The 15,729-nt window shown below is 60.1% G+C and carries 11 protein-coding genes and 4 pseudogenes; 9 read left to right on the top strand and 6 right to left on the bottom strand.

The genetic code is table 11. The features are described 5' to 3' along the window. The first annotated feature begins 40 nt into the window (after positions 1 to 40). Together ISN39_RS21635 and ISN39_RS36540 are read left to right on the top strand one after the other, a co-directional pair. Entirely contained in the window at positions 41 to 667 is a 627-nt protein-coding gene (locus tag ISN39_RS21635) for a pyridoxamine 5'-phosphate oxidase family protein (protein ID WP_194730376.1), read from the top strand. Further along, a pseudogene (locus tag ISN39_RS36540) lies at positions 667 to 756 on the top strand (DUF1348 domain-containing protein); the annotation flags it as partial. The gene ISN39_RS21635 and the pseudogene ISN39_RS36540, both read left to right, overlap by 1 nt. Here ISN39_RS36540 and ISN39_RS21630 read toward each other — a convergent pair. The 4 genes and pseudogenes from ISN39_RS21630 to ISN39_RS21615 all read right to left on the bottom strand — a co-directional run. Beyond that, positions 749 to 1,056, bottom strand: a pseudogene (locus ISN39_RS21630) (hypothetical protein); the annotation flags it as partial. The pseudogenes ISN39_RS36540 and ISN39_RS21630 sit on opposite strands and share 8 nt — an antisense overlap. 167 nt (positions 1,057 to 1,223) lie before the next feature. Then, positions 1,224 to 3,281, bottom strand: coding sequence for an EAL domain-containing protein (locus ISN39_RS21625; RefSeq protein WP_348651976.1), 2,058 nt, complete (start codon positions 3,279 to 3,281; stop codon positions 1,224 to 1,226). A 734-nt stretch (positions 3,282 to 4,015) separates the two neighbouring features. Further along, positions 4,016 to 5,578: a DHA2 family efflux MFS transporter permease subunit gene (locus ISN39_RS21620; RefSeq protein ID WP_194731865.1), complete on the bottom strand. Its 1,563-nt coding sequence runs from the start codon at positions 5,576 to 5,578 to the stop codon at positions 4,016 to 4,018. Positions 5,579 to 5,653: 75 nt separating this feature from the next. Then, on the bottom strand, positions 5,654 to 6,844 hold the full coding sequence (locus ISN39_RS21615; protein ID WP_194730374.1) for an HlyD family secretion protein: 1,191 nt from the start codon (positions 6,842 to 6,844) through the stop codon (positions 5,654 to 5,656). A 444-nt stretch (positions 6,845 to 7,288) separates the two neighbouring features. Here ISN39_RS21615 and ISN39_RS21610 point away from each other — a divergent pair, with 444 nt between their 5' ends. Further along, a complete protein-coding gene (locus tag ISN39_RS21610; protein ID WP_194730373.1) occupies positions 7,289 to 7,939 on the top strand; it encodes a TetR/AcrR family transcriptional regulator in 651 nt (216 codons plus the stop codon). Positions 7,940 to 8,066: 127 nt separating this feature from the next. Beyond that, a pseudogene (locus ISN39_RS21605) lies at positions 8,067 to 8,428 on the top strand (transposase); the annotation flags it as partial. 217 nt (positions 8,429 to 8,645) lie between these two features. Here the strand turns inward: ISN39_RS21605 and ISN39_RS21600 are convergent. Both ISN39_RS21600 and ISN39_RS21595 read right to left on the bottom strand, forming a co-directional pair. Beyond that, positions 8,646 to 9,060, bottom strand: a pseudogene (locus tag ISN39_RS21600) (transposase); the annotation flags it as partial. Between the two features lie 338 nt (positions 9,061 to 9,398). Further along, positions 9,399 to 10,742: a PLP-dependent aminotransferase family protein gene (locus ISN39_RS21595; protein ID WP_194730372.1), complete on the bottom strand. Its 1,344-nt coding sequence runs from the start codon at positions 10,740 to 10,742 to the stop codon at positions 9,399 to 9,401. Positions 10,743 to 10,919: 177 nt separating this feature from the next. Here ISN39_RS21595 and ISN39_RS21590 point away from each other — a divergent pair, with 177 nt between their 5' ends. The 5 genes from ISN39_RS21590 to ISN39_RS21570 all read left to right on the top strand — a co-directional run bounded on the left by ISN39_RS21590 (position 10,920) and on the right by ISN39_RS21570 (position 15,580). Beyond that, positions 10,920 to 11,111: a DUF1127 domain-containing protein gene (locus ISN39_RS21590; RefSeq protein WP_022713686.1), complete on the top strand. Its 192-nt coding sequence runs from the start codon at positions 10,920 to 10,922 to the stop codon at positions 11,109 to 11,111. Next, on the top strand, positions 11,108 to 11,887 hold the full coding sequence (locus ISN39_RS21585; RefSeq protein WP_194730371.1) for a sulfite exporter TauE/SafE family protein: 780 nt from the start codon (positions 11,108 to 11,110) through the stop codon (positions 11,885 to 11,887). The genes ISN39_RS21590 and ISN39_RS21585 overlap by 4 nt, the downstream gene beginning before the upstream one ends. A 749-nt stretch (positions 11,888 to 12,636) precedes the next feature. After that, positions 12,637 to 13,470 (top strand): SDR family oxidoreductase, encoded by an 834-nt coding sequence (locus ISN39_RS21580; RefSeq protein ID WP_194730370.1) that lies wholly within the window; start codon positions 12,637 to 12,639, stop codon positions 13,468 to 13,470. A gap of 55 nt (positions 13,471 to 13,525) precedes the next feature. Then, on the top strand, positions 13,526 to 14,881 hold the full coding sequence (locus ISN39_RS21575; RefSeq protein WP_246763374.1) for an epoxide hydrolase family protein: 1,356 nt from the start codon (positions 13,526 to 13,528) through the stop codon (positions 14,879 to 14,881). A gap of 69 nt (positions 14,882 to 14,950) precedes the next feature. Next, entirely contained in the window at positions 14,951 to 15,580 is a 630-nt protein-coding gene (locus ISN39_RS21570; RefSeq protein ID WP_194730369.1) for a VOC family protein, read from the top strand. Positions 15,581 to 15,729: the final 149 nt, after the last annotated feature.

Here is a 15,729-nt window from a genome sequence, read left to right as displayed (position 1 = left end):
TGAACAACGAGACGAACATTCCGGATTTTGGAGATCACCCATGCCGTACCACTTTTTGGAAGTTGCAATCACTCCGAATGTGCGGCTGGCACAGGCCGAGATGGGTGCGGATCAGATCTGGTTGGGAGATCACCATCGCGAGTCGGATAGTTTCACCGAGAGCGAGCTTGCCTTCATTGCTGCACGGGACAGCTTCTACATTGCATCTGTGTCGGATACCGGGTGGCCTTATGTGCAGCATCGCGGTGGGCCACGGGGCTTTTTGAAAACCGTTGACAAGAAAACCGTTGCCTTCGCCGACTACAGGGGGAACCGCCAGTACATCAGCACCGGAAACTTTGCCGCAAATGACCGGGCCTGCCTTTTTCTGGTGGATTACCCCCGGAGAGCGCGTCTCAAGATCTATATGCACGTAGAGAAGCTGACACTCGATGCCGACCCGGCCCTGACTGACCTTGTTTTCGACGCCGGCTACCGAGCAAAGGCGGAGCGGATTTTCCGGCTCAGGCTGGAGGCGTTCGATTGGAATTGCCCTCAGCATATCACGCCTCGCTACACCGAACCCGAAATCGAGAAGGCCGTAACACCATTGCGTGACCGTTTGGCGCAACTGGAAACGGAGAATGCAGAATTACGTGCTCGGCTCAAGGCACTTGGAGAACAATGATGGACACGACAAGCCCGCCTCTGCCACGTTTTTCGATCGCCTCCGCAACGGAAAAGGTGCGTCCTGCCGAGGATGGCTGGAATATGCGCGCATGACGTCATAGGCGCGCAGACTGCTGGGCGGCTTGCGCATCGCGAGCTCGATTTCCGCGCTGCGAATGGCTGGATGGACTGCGCCCGCGACCTGCGCCGCGATCCTGTCCTGGAATTCGAAGATGTCCTGGATCGCGCCCTCATAGCGCTCGGACCAAAGCTGGGTCCGCATCTCAGCTTCAACAAGTTGCACCGAAATACGCAGCCGGTCCCCTCCCCGGCGAACGGTCCCTTCGACCACTAAGTGACTTCAAGTTCCCTGCCAACGTCACGCACGTCGACGAAACGTCCCTTGTACAGCAAAGCCGGCAGCTTGCTCAGCTGCCGAGCAGCGCTTGGATCACGCGTATCGCAAGAGGAACCGCGCCAATTCGTGCCGTGCTTTCCTGCGTCATGACGCTACAACTAGCGAAGTCGTCGACGTTCCAGACTGACAATCTGCCCCGACGACGATTGTAAGCGAGCTACGATTTCACAGACGCCGCCTTGCGCTGAAACGAGCTCAGTTGCCCGCGTGTCAGGGGTCTTGAAAGCAGATATCCCTGGAGATGGTCACAGCCGAGGGCGCCGAGCGTCTTCCGCTGCTCATCCGTCTCAACACCCTCGGCAGTGATTTCGAGCCCCTTCGCACGCGCCATGCTGATCATGCCGGCGATGATTCCCTTGTTGCCGCTGCGGCTCAACTCGTCGACGAACACCTTATCGATCTTGATACGATCGATGCTGACGTCCTGCACGCGCCCGAAGGAGGAGTAGCCGGTCCCAAAATCATCGATGGCAAAGCGCACACCTGCCTTGCGGAGCGCCCCGATCGTCCTTTCGCATTGACCGGAACCGTCCAGCAGCAGGCTCTCGGTGATCTCGATCTCAAGCCTGTTCGGGTGAATATTATGCCACGCCAGGGTGGAAAGTACACGAAGCGGATAGGAGTCCAATTTCAGCTCGGCCGCTGACGCATTGACGGAAACTGGGAGATCATCCCAAGCAGAGATCGTCGCACACGCGTCATCCAGGACAATGGTTCCCAGCGCCGTGATCAGTCCTGTTTCTTCCGCGATCGGGATGAAGATATCGGGTCCGATCAGCCCTTTCTTGGGATGCCGCCACCGCACGAGTGCCTCCACAGAACACATCTCGCCAGTCGTTGCCGAATAGACGGGCTGATAATGGGTTTCGATCTGCGTCTTCATCTCGACGGCATGGCGAAGATCGTTTTCAAGCTCGCGGCGCGCGCGCAACAGTTGATCCATGTGCTCGCCGAAAAGCGCGTAGCGGTTCCGGCCGGCCGCCTTCGCGTGATAGAGCGCAATATCGGCCTGGCGCATTAATTCCGTTGGATCCGCCTTTCCAGCGGTGGATGCCGCCCCGACACTCGCGCCAATCGTTGCCATGGCGCCGTCGAGGTCGAATGGCTGCTCCATTGCGCGGACCACGTCTTCGGCAGCTTTCACGAGATCCTGCTCCGTGAACCTCCGCAGAAGTGCAGTGAACTCATCGCCACCAATGCGGCCGATGATTGCGTCAGGCAGCACCTCCCGCAGCCTCTTTGCAACCATTGCTATTAGGCGATCTCCTGCGGGATGGCCAAAGGTGTCATTGACCACCTTGAACCGGTCGAGGTCGACGAACAGCACGCCATGAACATCCTCAGGCAAAGCGGCTTTCATCTTATTTTCGAGAGCTTCGTTGAAACTGGCGCGGTTGGCGAGTCCAGTGAGTACGTCGTGATGGGCAAGGTGCTGCAGTTCGGCGCGGCTAGCGGAAAGCCGCTCCGACCGGCGGAACAGCAAGGATCCCAGTATGCTCGTGGCGCCAAAGATACAAAGGAGGCCGACGCCAAGGGCGGGCAAGGTCTCGTTCCGGACGGTAGCGCCGGGCCGGAAGGGCGTCCAGCACAAGTAGCCGATCGTCTCGCCCTTTGACGAGATCAGCGGAACATCGGCATGGTCGCGATCATCGACCAGGCGGGTGAAATGCATGTCTTCGAATTGATACTGGCTCCCGATGATACTCGGGAAGGTACCGTCGAGGAAACGCACCGCAACATGCAGGTTTTCCTGGCCCGGCTGCTGTTCCAGTTCTCCGGTATCCGAGACAATCGGCTTAACGCTGACAATGGCGGGCCTGCCGTCCACGATCTTCAGGTCGCTCTCGCCGATCGACAGAACACGATCGGTAACGCCGGTGGTGTCGCCCGACAGCAACCGTTCCCGCAATCGTGTGATGAGTGGGAGATAAGCCTGACGGAACTCATCCGGTGCCACCGCTTGGCTTTCCGCAGCCACGAATTTGTAGATGTCTGTGTCGTCCGCAGCGACGACGAACGCCGCATCATGCTGGAAATAGGTATGCATCCAGCTGCCCAGGTTCGTCTCAAGCCAGTCGGCATCACGCTCGGCCGTCTTTGTGACCGCGTCGTCCCAGACCGTGACGCTTTCCTGGTCGTGTGCGATCGCCGCCCGCATGTTCGAGACGATCAGAGTAACGAGATCCTGCTGCCGTCTCCCGGCGGCCGCGTCCATTCGGGCGGCTGACCAATACAGGCTTCCAAGGACGAGCGACCCGATGATCATTGAAATAATGAGGGGAAGCAGGCCCAAAAGGAATAGCTTCGACCGTAAGAACCAACCCATGCGACCCCCGGCATCTATAATTTTGAATATGATAAAGCAGGAACGCTTAATGGCGTTGCAATGGCTATCGTTCCTGAAACGTTAATCAACAGCAGCGCGCCCCACCAGCAATCTGGACTGTAGTTTCGTTGATGTGCTCGCCACTTGGACGGCTCAGCATCGCCGGCAGTTGTTGAACGACACGGCCGCGCGGCAAGCTGTCGCGCGATTAGCCTTGCTCTTGATGATATGAACCGGCAACCCCGCTATTTCGATCGCATGGGATAACAACGATTTATGGAACATCCACTCAGCAACCACGACCAGCGGAGTCACGGCCTTAGCGTCGCGTCAGCGCCGGCCTGGCGCACATCGTCTACGTCTGGGTGTTTCCGGCTGCGATGGCGATCGATCCTGTAACATCGTCGTCCTTCGATGAGCGCATGCTCGTCAAGCGGACGGCGACCTGGTGAACGGGTCAACTCGAGTCCAGCCTCGGCACGATCAACCTTTTCCGCTATAATGACATGCTCAGATGTCGGCTTCATGATACCGTGACACCGCCGACCATCAGCTCTTCAAGGCAGGCTTCACCCTGATCTCCCGCGCGATCACAATATACAGAGGTATAGTGGGTGGCGGCCTCAGTGCGCTCCGGCGCCGCCGCCACTCGTACGCTTGGTAAGCAGAAGCGCGACCGCTGCGATCGCCAGGACGACGCCGATGACCGCGAACGTGTCGCTGAAGCCCATGATGAGGGCCTGGCGCTTCACGATCCTGCCCAAAGTGACCACCGCCTGGCCCGTAGCCTTGGCGTGGTCCGAGACACCGTGGGACTGGAAGTAGCCCGTAAGCTGGTCGAGGCGCTGCCTGACCTCGTCTCGGCTGGCCGTGATGGACTGGCCAATGATGTTCGAATGGAACTGTTCGCGTTTTGTGAGGACGGTTCCCAGAGTGGCCGTCCCGACGGCGCCGCCGAGGTTTCTCAGCATGTTCGTCAGACCTGAAGCCGCAGCAGCGTCCGCCTGGGCGATGCTGCCCGTCGTGATCGCGGTGATCGGCGTCAGCACGAGTGCCTGACCGATGGCTCGCACGATGTTCGGGATCCAGAACTGATCGCCCCCATTGTCCGGCGACAGCATGACGTTCATGAAGCAGCTAATCGCAAATATGCTGATGCCAAGGAAGCCGATATAGCGGGCGTCGAAACGCTTCATCATGATCGGGACCAGCGGAATGAGCAGCAGTTGCGGCAGGCCTGTCCATGCCAGGACGTTGCCGATTTCCTGCGCGTTGTAGCGCTGCACCTGCCCAAGATATTGGGGAAGGATGTAGACTGTGCCGAATAGAGCGACGCCGACGAGCACGTTGACTGCAACGCCGATGCCGAAGTTCCGCTGCTTGAGCAGCCGCAGCTTCACGAGTGGCTTCTCGACAGTCAGTTCGATCCAGATGAATGCTGCAAGGAATACGAACGCCACGACGCTGAGCTTCAGAATGAACGGCGACGAGAACCAGTCGTCCTTGTTGCCCTCTTCGAGCACCGTCTGCAGTGCGGCCAGACCGATCGCCATGGTGAAGATGCCCGCCCAGTCGCCTTCGCGTAGAAGGCCGAGACGCATGGGCTGCTTGTCGAGGGTCGCGGCGAGCGCGAGCGCCATAATCGCGCTGGGGATCGTGTTGATGAAGAAGATCATCTGCCACCCGTAGTTCTCGGTCAGGTAGCCACCGATCGTCGGGCCGATCGCAGGTGCAAAGGTGACCGACAGTGCGAAGATCGCAAGGCCGATCGGCTGCTGCGGCTTCGGCAGTTTCGTCAGGACCATGGTGAATGCCATGGGAATGAGGATGCCACCGGCGAATCCTTGGAGGCCACGCATCGCGATCATGGAATTAAGGTCGTGGGTGAAGGCACACGCCATCGAGAAAAGTGGGAACAGGATCGTGTTCACCAGAATATATCTCCGGAATGAGAACACGCTGCTGAAGTAGGCCGTCAGTGGAATGACGATGATCTCGCCAATCAGATACGAGGTCGAGATCCAAGCTCCGTTGTCGATGCCCGTCCCGATGCCGCCTTCGATGTCGAGCAGGGAGGCGTTTGTGATCTGGATGTTGAGAATTGCCATGAAGGCGCCGATCATTCCTGCGAGAACGGCGATCCATTCCTTGGCGCCGGCCTTCTGCGAGCCGGCCGATACCGGCATTGCGGCTGATGTCGGCAACGTTGTGACGTTAGTCATGACTTGATCCTCCTGGATCCTTGTCGGTTCGCCGGGCGGCTATTTGCCGGTCTTGGTATCGATGGTTGGGGTGACGGACATGCCGGGGCGGAGATCGCCCGAGGCTGCACTTTCCACGTCGAGCACGATGCGCACCGGAATGCGCTGGACGACCTTCGTGAAGTTGCCGGTCGCGTTGTCGGGAGGAAGGAGAGCGAATTCCTGCCCGCTGGCAGGGGCCAGGCTTTCGACGCGACCGTGATAGATATGACCGGGGAACATGTCGACGTCGATGTCGACCGGCTGTCCGGGGTGCACGTCCGTCAACTGCGTTTCCTTGTAGTTCGCGATGACATACGCAGCCTTTGTCGGGACAACCGTCATGAGCTGCGTGCCTGCCTGGACGTACTGGCCGACGCGAAGAGTGCGGTTGCCGACGACGCCATCGATCGGAGCAACGATATTCGAGTATGAAAGATTGAGTTCGGCCTGATGCTGGATCGCCTGATCGCGTGCCAACGCAGCGGCCGCCTGGGCCAGTTCGGCCTTGAGGATGTCAACCTGCTTCATCGCTCCTTCGAGCGCCGCAACGTCGCGAGCCGTGGTGGCTCGGTTGGCAGCGATCTGGGCCGACGCCTGCTGCGCCGTCTGGACCGGAGCATAGCCGTTGGTGGCGAGCCGCGAGTAGCGCTTGTCGTTCTGCTCGGCGAAGGTCTCGTTGGCGCGGTCGACTTCGACGGACGCCTGTGCAGCCGCAATCACGGACTGCTGTGTTTCGAGCGCAGCCTTCTTGGCGGCGACCGTGGCGCGCGCCGCATCGACGTCCGCCCTCGCCTGCTCGAGCGCCGTCGCGTAGTCGCGATCGTCGATCGTCGCAAGGACCTGCCCGGCTTCGACCGTCTGGTTGTCGCCGACGAGAACCTTGGCAAGGTAACCCGAGATCTTGGGCGCGATCGCGCTGTTGTCGGCCTTGATATAAGCGTCGTCCGTCGCGACTTCGAAGCGTCCGACCGTCCAGTAGTTGTGGCCGTAGTAGGCAGCGCCTGCGATGACTGCGAAGAGCGAGACGCTCATTGCGAGCTTCTTGATGCCGCCGCCCTTTTTCTTGGCGTCGATCAAAGCAGTCGGCGCGGCAACCGGTGTCGCGATAGCCGGCTGTGCGGCTTCCGCAGTTGCAGGCTGTGCGGGTATTTCGGATACGGCAGCCTTGCGGTCGGGCTTGCCAGTCAGTGCGATAACGTTCTCGTCCATTGAGATCACTCCTGATTTTCGGTTGCCGTCGCTTGGGCCGCAGCCGCTTGGTCGCATTAAGGAAAATTTCTATTTTCCAAAATATGCGCTATGTTTGCGATGTCAAGAAGAATTTGGAAAATTATCATGTTCCAAAATAAAAGTGATCCGCGCGCCCTCCCGGATGGCCAGTGCGATCGCGAGCACGGCTCGGCATAGCCTTCGGCTCGAAAATGGCGGGCGCCTTCGCTCGGTCGCATGGCCCGAAAGGGTCTCTTTCTGGCTCTTCGCCTCGTCTCCGTGTTGTCGGTCGGCCCTCGTTTTACGATCCGCTCGGTGCTGACGAGCTTTTCCAGCCGCTTGGAAACGATACCGACGTGGACCGAAACGATCGATTAGTTTAGGAAACTTGATATTTTCCTAAATTATGACTATGGTGCGCCAATAGGAACATTGGAATTAAAGATGCACCAAAATGCCCAGGTAGAGAAACGTTCGCGCGGCAGACCGCAGGTCCGGTCGGACGAGGAGACGCGAAGTGTCATCATCGACGCGGCGAACGACCAGTTCAAGAAAGCCGGATATGCGTCCGCCAGCATTCACGCGATCGCTCAGACCGCGGGCGTCTCGACGAAGACGCTCTATAGGCTGTTCCCCGCCAAGGCGGACCTGTTCTCCGACGTCATCTCGACCAAGATCAGCAGGTATTTTCTCGGACTCGACGCCCAGAGCCTGTCTGGACTCTCTCTTCAGGAAGGATTGGAACGTCTTCTGGTCGCCTACGGAAGGCTCACCCTGTCTTCCGAAACGATCATCATCACGAGGCTTGTCCTCAGTGAGTCCGATCGCTTTCCGGAGATCGCGTCCGTGTTCTACGAACAGGCAATCAAGCGCACCAGCAAGGCGATGGAAGAGTGGTTGACAAGACAGGTAGAGCTGAAGGCTGTCCGTCTCGACGACGTCGCGCTGGCCACCGGGATGCTGCGAGGAATGATGGCCATGGAACCCCAGCGCGCTGTCATGCTGGGACAGGTCTCCGACATCTCCGACGACCAGATTATAGCCAGAGCCCGCGCATGCGCCCATCTCTTCGTCGACGGCTGTATCGACCGGTAAATGAAGGTTCATGACACAGGCGGTCTCGGCGCGGTCGGGCCTCGAAAAGGCGTCCCGCTTAACGCAATCGCGGGACATCATGAGCAGAGCCGTCACCAAGTCATTGGTGTGCTCAATCTCGCCCTTTCTGACATTTGTGTCGGCCGTTGACGCGCCTGAGCGTTTTCGATCATCACGAGCGGTGGGGGCCGCATTTCGGATTTGACGCCGAAGAAGCTCCAATCGGGCGAGACCGACTATAGTGGTCGCATCTCGAAGATCGGCGATGTGGGCATGCGAACCGCGCTCTACGAGGCGGCCAACGTCATCTTGACTCGGCCGGTCAAAGGCTCGGATCTTAAAAGCTGGGCGCTGGCGGTCGCCGGACGTGCAGGTCCCAGAAAGGCGCGTGTTGCGCTGGCCCGCAAGCTGGCGGTGGTGTTGCACCACATGCTCAAGGACAGAACAAACTTTATTCCCCACAAGGCGGCGGCAGCCATGGCCGCCTGAGCGGGAAGGAGACAACACGGCGTTAAAGTGGGAGCAGCACTCAGGTGACTGCGCGTCCCTAGATTGCCCAGCCGGTCCTCTGCAGACCCCATAGAGCAGCGGCGCAGCGTCGACTGCGGACATATGTGGACGGCCCCCTCCTTGCAAGAACTCTTATGAGGATTTTGATCGGATCGCTGCGTTCATATGTCCGGCCTGTTGTTGCGCTCACAAATGAACGCTGGCCAATCATCTTCCAGGAAATCCGGGCGATCTTGTTGGCCAGCGCGATAGCACGAGCTTGTGTGACTTGCGCTTGAGCAATTCGACAAGCCATGGTGAAGCGTTCCTTCCTCGTCCCGTTCGCAGGTGCTGCAACACCGCGGTCGCGCCCACAACCAGTGTTTTGCGCAATGCCTCATCTCCGGCCCTCGTAATGACACCAAGCCTGACCTTACCCGCAGTCGAATGGTCCCGGGGCGTCAGCTCCATCCAGGCGGCAAATTGCCTTCCCGACGCAAACAACTCCGGCGCCGGCGCTTTCATCACCAGTAGTACTGCCGCCGATCGGCCCGACACCCGGGATTTTTTGCAAGACGACGGCAGCATTCGTTATTTCGATACCAGGCCATCAGTTTTGCCTCCACTTCCTTCCGGCGCCCATCTAACTGCACAAATTCGTCAGCGAGAAAGACATGTTTTGACGTATCCATGCCAATACGAATAATCTGGTCCACGGACGGCTCCCTTTGCTTGAGTTCACAACGACTCACTCTGGCACATTTCGATGCCGTTCGGGGGGCCGTCCACCCCAACAGAAGCAAGCACTCGGCGAGGGATTAAGCTAAAATAAAAAGGGATTGACTCGGGAAAGCCCGTTACAGAAGACCCAGTTTAATCCGACAGATATTTCCTAGCGACCCTCAAAAACCCAGCGTTTCTGGGGTTTCAAATCCGGTCCTTCCTTCGTTTTTGCAGCCGACCCACCTTCCTATTCAGTCGAGTCGAAATCGTGCTCGCTGCTATTGAGCATCGCGGCAAGCGTGTGCAGGCCGCTATCGAGTTGATCCATTGTCGGCGCCGCCAGAGCGAGCCTGACGGCGTTGGGCGCATGGCCTGGCGTGACGGCGAAGGTCGTAGAAGGAGTCAACGCAATGTCGCGTCGGGCCGCGGCAGCGACAAAACTCTGCGAGCGCCAGTGGGCTGGCAACGTCAGCCACAGATGATAGCATTTCGGGTTGGCCTGGATCTCGAAATCCGAAAGACGATCGGCCGCCAGATTCTGGCGCGCTCGCGCGTCGAGGCGCTTTAGCCTGGCAAGCTCGGCAACGGTGCCGTCGCCTATCATCCGCTCCGCCGCCGCAAACGCGAATCCCGATGCGGTCCACCCACCCGAACGCACCGAAGCCATCACGCTTTCACGCAGTCGCTGCGGCGGCACGATGAAGCCCAGCGTTAAGCCCGGCGCGGCCTTCTTGGAGAGACTGTCGATGACAATGCAGCGATCGGGCGCGAGAGCGGCAAGCGGCGGCTCGTCGTCGAGGAAGCCGTAGACATGATCTTCGATGATCGGAAGATCGAGATTCTCGACGACGTGCAGGAGATCGGCCCGGCGCGCCTTGGTCATCGTCATGCCCAACGGGTTCTGAATCGCGGGCTGAATGTAGATCGCCGAGAGATGGGCCTCGTGATGCGCCTTTCGCACCGCGTCGGGCCGTACGCCGCCTTCGTCCATCGCCAGCGGTACCAGCGAAATACCCAGCCGGGCGGCGATGCCCTTGATGAAGGGATAGGTCAAGGCCTCCACGCCGCAGCGGCCGCCCGTGGAAACGACTGCGGCGAGCGCGGCGGCAATGCTCTGCCGCCCATTACCGGTGAAGACGAGCTGTTCCGGATCGGGGGACCATGTGCCCTGCGAAAGATGGGCGGCCGCAAGGCTTCGCACCGCTGGTGTTCCGGCGCTGGTCGCCTGTCTCAATGCGGCATCGAGCGCAGCCGGCGTCTCCAGACCGTCCAGACTTTTCGCTATGAGCGCGGTCTGACCCGCAAGCACCGGGTAGTTGAACTCGAAGTCGATCCGGATGCCGCGTGGCTCGCTTGGCGCCGCCGCGCCGCGCCTGGCCTCCCCGGAGATGAAGGTGCCCCTGCCGACTTCGCCAACGACAAGCCCGCGGCGCAATAGCTCGGCATAGACGCGGCTCGCCGTCGAGGCGGCGATCTTGCGCTCGTAGGCAAAGCTGCGCTGCGGCGGCAGGCGGTCGCCGGGTTTGAGCGTGCCATCGGCAATCTCAGCGGCGATGGTGTCGGCCAGCTTCAGATATTCGGACTTCGACATTATTGCACCGAGTTCAATGTTTCCATTGCACCGAGATTTTATCGGAGCATACTGTCTACGTCAACCGGATTGCACCCGGCACTACCAACGCTGCAGTCAATGAGCACCCGGCCGCGCTTCACAAGCGCTTGTGCCGACGGCGTCGCATTGCCGCAGAGTAACCACTGGAGAACAACAATGTCTACAATGCTATCAACCATCATCCGGCCCGCAGAAGAAATCGCTCGCTTTCTCGTCCGCCGCGCCGCCATTGCGAGGCTTTGCGAACTCGACGACGACGCGCTGAAGGACATCGGTCTCGCACGTTCCGAGATCGAAGCGGCGGCCTACGGGCTCATGACCGCTTCCAAGCGGGCGAGGCTATCATGATAGCCTCATCGGTTGCGCCGGAGCTGACGGCGGCCACGGTCCTCGTCGCCTTTGCCGGCGTGTTCCTGATCTGCTTCATGAAAGGCGCATTCGGCGGTGGATTCGCCATTGTCGGCATTCCACTGTTGTCGATCGTGATGGATCCGGTGACGGCCGGCGGCCTGCTCGCACCGTTGTTTGTCGCGATGGATCTGTACGCGCTGCGCTACTGGAAGGCCTCGACCTGGTCGAGGCCGGACCTCGTCCGGTTGCTGCCTGGACTGCTGATCGGCATCGGGCTCGGCTATCTGCTGTTCCGATTTCTGGATCATCACGCCATCGCGATCATCATGGCGGTTGTCACCTTGATGTTCGTCGGCCTGTGGCTTGCCGGAGGCGGGAAGGTGGCGTTCCGGCAGCGATCGACGCCGAAGGCGATCACCGCCGGTCTCACCTCTGGAATTACGACGATGGTGGCGCATTCGGGCGGACCGCCCCTTGCGATGTATCTGTTGCCCCTCGGCCTCAGCAAGGAAGTCTATGCGGGAACGACGAGTCTGTTCTTCACTGTCGGCAACGCGACCAAGGCCGTACCATGGCTGCTTCTGGTGAGACCCGCGGGCAGCGACTGGACGCTGATGGCGATTTGTCTGCTCGCCATTCCCAGCGGCGTTTGGCTCGGCTGGCGGATTCACGGCATGCTGGACCAGCACCAGATCTATCGAGCCTGCTACGGATTGCTGGTGGTGACTGCGTTGAAGTTGTTGTGGGATGGCGTCTCCGGGTACCTCGGGTGAGTTCCTCCCGCCTGCGATTTTCTATCGGACGCACGCTTGGTTATGCGGCCGACTGTAGGCCCACCAGATCGGCCCATACTCGAAGGCCACACGCGGCAATATCGACGTCACGATCCGGCTGCTTTGACCGGATCGTAAACGGAGTCGCGCTTGAAAGCATCATTGCCGGCTTCAACGGCCGGCGATGATACCCCCATCCTGGCGCCGAAAACCAAAACCTTTCATCACTGATACGATCACGCCATGCACATAGAAGTTTCCCGTCCCACCCGCGCGTGTCGCTCCGTATCAACCGCGCAGGCGGTCGCTGAAATCGACACTTGCCGCGATCATTGCCGGCTTCGCCGACAGGGAGGTAGGCGAATCGGTTGCGACGATTGCCCCCTCCGTCGCCCTTCAGAACCGCGTACAAACGGGTCATGGGCCGCTCGCCTCGGCGACCCACCGCTGTTCGATAGTTCATGCCGCCCGGCCGGAGAGTTTAGCCTCCGTTTCGATCGAGCGCGACCAACTCCGTAGCGCTCCTTCAGGTCAGATAAGCCCGAGCGCCAAACCTTGGTCCATTGTTCAGCCCCTGTCTTTACCTTCCCGTCTTTCCGGGAAGGGTGCCCGACCCTCAAGCCAAACTCCTACTTGCCTTAAGACGACGTAGTCGCCCGGATGTCCCGAATCGACGGATATACGACATTTGAGACGTGTAAGTCTTGGCCTAATATCAGGATAAGAAATTCCAACCTATGGAGATTGTTATGACTGAGAACTCGAATGGTACCGCACTCATCACTGGCGCTTCCTCTGGTATTGGCGCGATTTATGCCGATCGGCTGGCGCGCCGGGGCTATGATCTGATCCTCGTGGCCCGCAACAAGGAGCGCCTCGATGCGCTCGCCGAGCGTCTCACCGACGAAACAGGCCGCGCTGTCGAGGTGGTCGCGGCGGACCTTGGCAACAAGGATGATCTCGGCCGCGTCGAGAAAGTACTTCGGACCGACGCCAGCATCACCACATTGGTCAACAATGCCGGTATCGGCGCGACCGCCCCGCTGCTGGCGTCCGATATCGACAAGATGGAAGAGATGATCACGCTGAACGTCAATGCGCTGACGCGGCTGACCTATGCTGCAGTGCCCGGCTTCGTGAAACGGGGCACCGGCGCGATTATCAACATCGCCTCGATCGTCGCTATCGCGCCGGAACGGCTGAACGGCGTGTACGGCGGAAGCAAAGCCTTCGTGCTGGCCCTCACCCTGTCGCTCCAGAAGGAGCTTGCCGACAAGAATGTCCGAGTCCAAGCCGTTCTTCCGGGCGCTACGGCAACCGATTTCTGGGGCATAGCCGGAAGGCCGCTGGAGCATGTGCCGGCCGAGATCGTCATGTCCGCCGAGGACATGGTGGATGCCTCCCTTGCAGGCTTCGATCAGGGCGAGCGGATCACCATTCCCTCGCTTCCGGACACGCGCGACTGGGAGGCTTACGAAGCGGCGCGGCAGAAGCTGATGCCGAGCCTTTCCCGCAGTGCGCCCGCCGCCCGATATCGCGTCGGACGTAACGCGCTCGCCACCGCCAATGACCTCACCAATTGAAATGTATGGCTATGTCGGCGGCGTTCCGTCGATCCCCGAAACAAGGAGAATGATCATGTCGAGATCCTATTCGATAATTGGCAAGCGCAGTCGTCTTGCCGCTTATGCATTGGCTGGAGCGATCACAATCTTTATTCCCACAGTCGTGGCTCATACCGAAACAAACTTTCCTGAGCGAAGTGGCGTCGAGGTTGCGCAGGCTTCCGCAAAGGGTGCGTCCGAAGCCCAGCCGGCTATCGACGAAACCATCCGACCCTTCCAGTTCCGTGCCACCGACGAGGCCCTAGTCGACCTCCAGCGGCGGGTCAAGGCTACGCGATGGCCAAACCAGGAGCTTGTCGGAGACGACACCCAAGGCGTGCGACTTGCCACGATGCAGAAGCTCGCCGACTATTGGGCCAACCAGTATGACTGGCGAAAGGTCGAGGCGAGGCTGAACGCCCTGCCCCAGTTTGTGACGAATATCGACGGCGTCGACATCCACTTCATCCATGTGAAGTCGAAGCACCCGAACGCGCTGCCGGTCATCATCACCCATGGCTGGCCCGGTTCGATCATAGAGCAGCTGAAGATCATCGATCCGCTGACCAATCCCACAGCGCACGCCGGCACGGCAGCCGATGCGTTTGACGTCATAATTCCATCAATCCCCGGTTACGGCTTTTCCGGTAAGCCCACCGAGCTCGGCTGGGACCCGCAGCGTGTCGCCCGGGCCTGGGCCGTTCTGATGAACCGCCTGGGTTATAAGAAGTATGTCGCGCAGGGCGGCGACTGGGGTGACGCCGTCAACGAGCAGATGGCGCTACAGAAGCCTGCAGGGCTGCTTGGCATCCACACCAACATGCCCGGCACGCTTCCCGACAACATTTCAGCGGCGCTGGCCGGCGGTCCGCAGCCGACGGGCCTGACGGGCGACGAGGACTATGCGTGGAAGCAGCTCGATTTCTTCTACAAGCACCGTGTTGGCTATGCACAGGAAATGGGGGCTCGGCCACAGACACTCTACGGCCTGGACGATTCGCCCATCGCCCTTGCCGCGTGGATGATTGACCATGATCCGGAGAGCCAGAAGCTGATCGGCCGCGTCTTTGACGGGGCTTCTGAAGGGCTGACGCGCGATGACATCCTCGACAACATCACGCTCTACTGGCTGACTAACACGGGGCTGTCTTCGGGGCGCCTCTTCTGGGAGAGCAAGCTCGCATTCTTCGCTCCCAAGGGCGTTACCATCCCCGTCGCGGTGAGTGCTTTTCCTGACGAAATCTACACCGCTCCCCGCAGCTGGACCGAGAAAGCCTTCCCGAAGCTGATCCACTACAATCGACTGCCGAAAGGCGGGCACTTTGCGGCCTGGGAGCAGCCGGAGATCTTCACCCAGGAGCTCAGAGCCTCGTTCAAGTCGCTGCGCTAGTCGCTTTGAAAAACCACGGCGCGCTCGGCGCGCCGCTTTCCCAGCCACGTTCCTTCATTGGAGAAAACCATGACCAGTGCAACCAAAACCTCTACGACCGACCTGAAACTTGAGGTCTTCGTTATCCCCGTCTCGGACGTCGACCGCGCAAAGCGCTTTTATGACGGTCTGGGTTGGAGGCTCGACGCCGACTTCGCTGTCGGTGACACATTCCGGGTCGTGCAGTTCACACCGCCAGGCTCGCCGAGCTCGATCCATTTCGGCACGGGGTTGACGTCGGCCGCACCCGGCTCGGCAAGCGGGCTCTATCTCGTCGTGTCGGATATCGAGGCCGCGCGCGCCGAACTCATCGGTCGTGGCGCCGACGTGAGCGAGATCATCCACCGCGCCGGTCCTGGACAGCCGCCGGTCAGCGGTCGCGATCCCGAGCGGCGCAGCTACCGCTCCTACGCCTCGTTCAGCGATCCGGACGGCAACGGATGGCTACTCCAGGAAGTCACCGAGCGATTGCCTGGACGCGTGGATACGGACATTACGACGTTCACCTCGTCGACCGAGCTTGCGGCGACACTCCGGCGCGCGGCGTCCGCCCATGGCGAACACGAGAAGCGAACCGGCGGCAGGCATGACGAGAATTGGCCGGACTGGTACGCCGACTACATTGTACAGGAGCAGGCCGGCAAGCCGCTGCCGTCATAAATCTTCGCGATGACGTCTACGGGTACGCAATCTAGCGAAGGCCGGAGTGCGTACCCGCCCGCTCCTTCTCACCTGCGTGGCGACCCCGCAACAAGGCCGGGGTGGCAAAGTCGCCGGTGGCTTTGCGACCGCACAGCGCGTCTGAGATT

The sequence above is a fragment of the Rhizobium sp. 007 genome (genome assembly GCF_015353075.1).
Lineage (GTDB): Bacteria > Pseudomonadota > Alphaproteobacteria > Rhizobiales > Rhizobiaceae > Rhizobium.
The sequence above is the reverse complement of the archived record's forward strand: the minus strand, read 5'-3'. Positions and strand labels throughout refer to the sequence as shown.

Bases quoted from the DNA above. Each gene is read 5' to 3' on its own strand.
- ISN39_RS21635 (WP_194730376.1), top strand. From the start codon at position 41: ATGCCGTACCACTTTTTGGAAGTTGCAATCACTCCGAATGTGCGGCTG.
- ISN39_RS21625 (WP_348651976.1), bottom strand. From the start codon at position 3,281: ATGGACGCGGCCGCCGGGAGACGGCAGCAGGATCTCGTTACTCTGATC.
- ISN39_RS21620 (WP_194731865.1), bottom strand. From the start codon at position 5,578: ATGCCGGTATCGGCCGGCTCGCAGAAGGCCGGCGCCAAGGAATGGATC.
- ISN39_RS21615 (WP_194730374.1), bottom strand. From the start codon at position 6,844: ATGGACGAGAACGTTATCGCACTGACTGGCAAGCCCGACCGCAAGGCT.
- ISN39_RS21610 (WP_194730373.1), top strand. From the start codon at position 7,289: ATGCACCAAAATGCCCAGGTAGAGAAACGTTCGCGCGGCAGACCGCAG.
- ISN39_RS21595 (WP_194730372.1), bottom strand. From the start codon at position 10,742: ATGTCGAAGTCCGAATATCTGAAGCTGGCCGACACCATCGCCGCTGAG.
- ISN39_RS21590 (WP_022713686.1), top strand. From the start codon at position 10,920: ATGTCTACAATGCTATCAACCATCATCCGGCCCGCAGAAGAAATCGCT.
- ISN39_RS21585 (WP_194730371.1), top strand. From the start codon at position 11,108: ATGATAGCCTCATCGGTTGCGCCGGAGCTGACGGCGGCCACGGTCCTC.
- ISN39_RS21580 (WP_194730370.1), top strand. From the start codon at position 12,637: ATGACTGAGAACTCGAATGGTACCGCACTCATCACTGGCGCTTCCTCT.
- ISN39_RS21575 (WP_246763374.1), top strand. From the start codon at position 13,526: ATGTCGAGATCCTATTCGATAATTGGCAAGCGCAGTCGTCTTGCCGCT.
- ISN39_RS21570 (WP_194730369.1), top strand. From the start codon at position 14,951: ATGACCAGTGCAACCAAAACCTCTACGACCGACCTGAAACTTGAGGTC.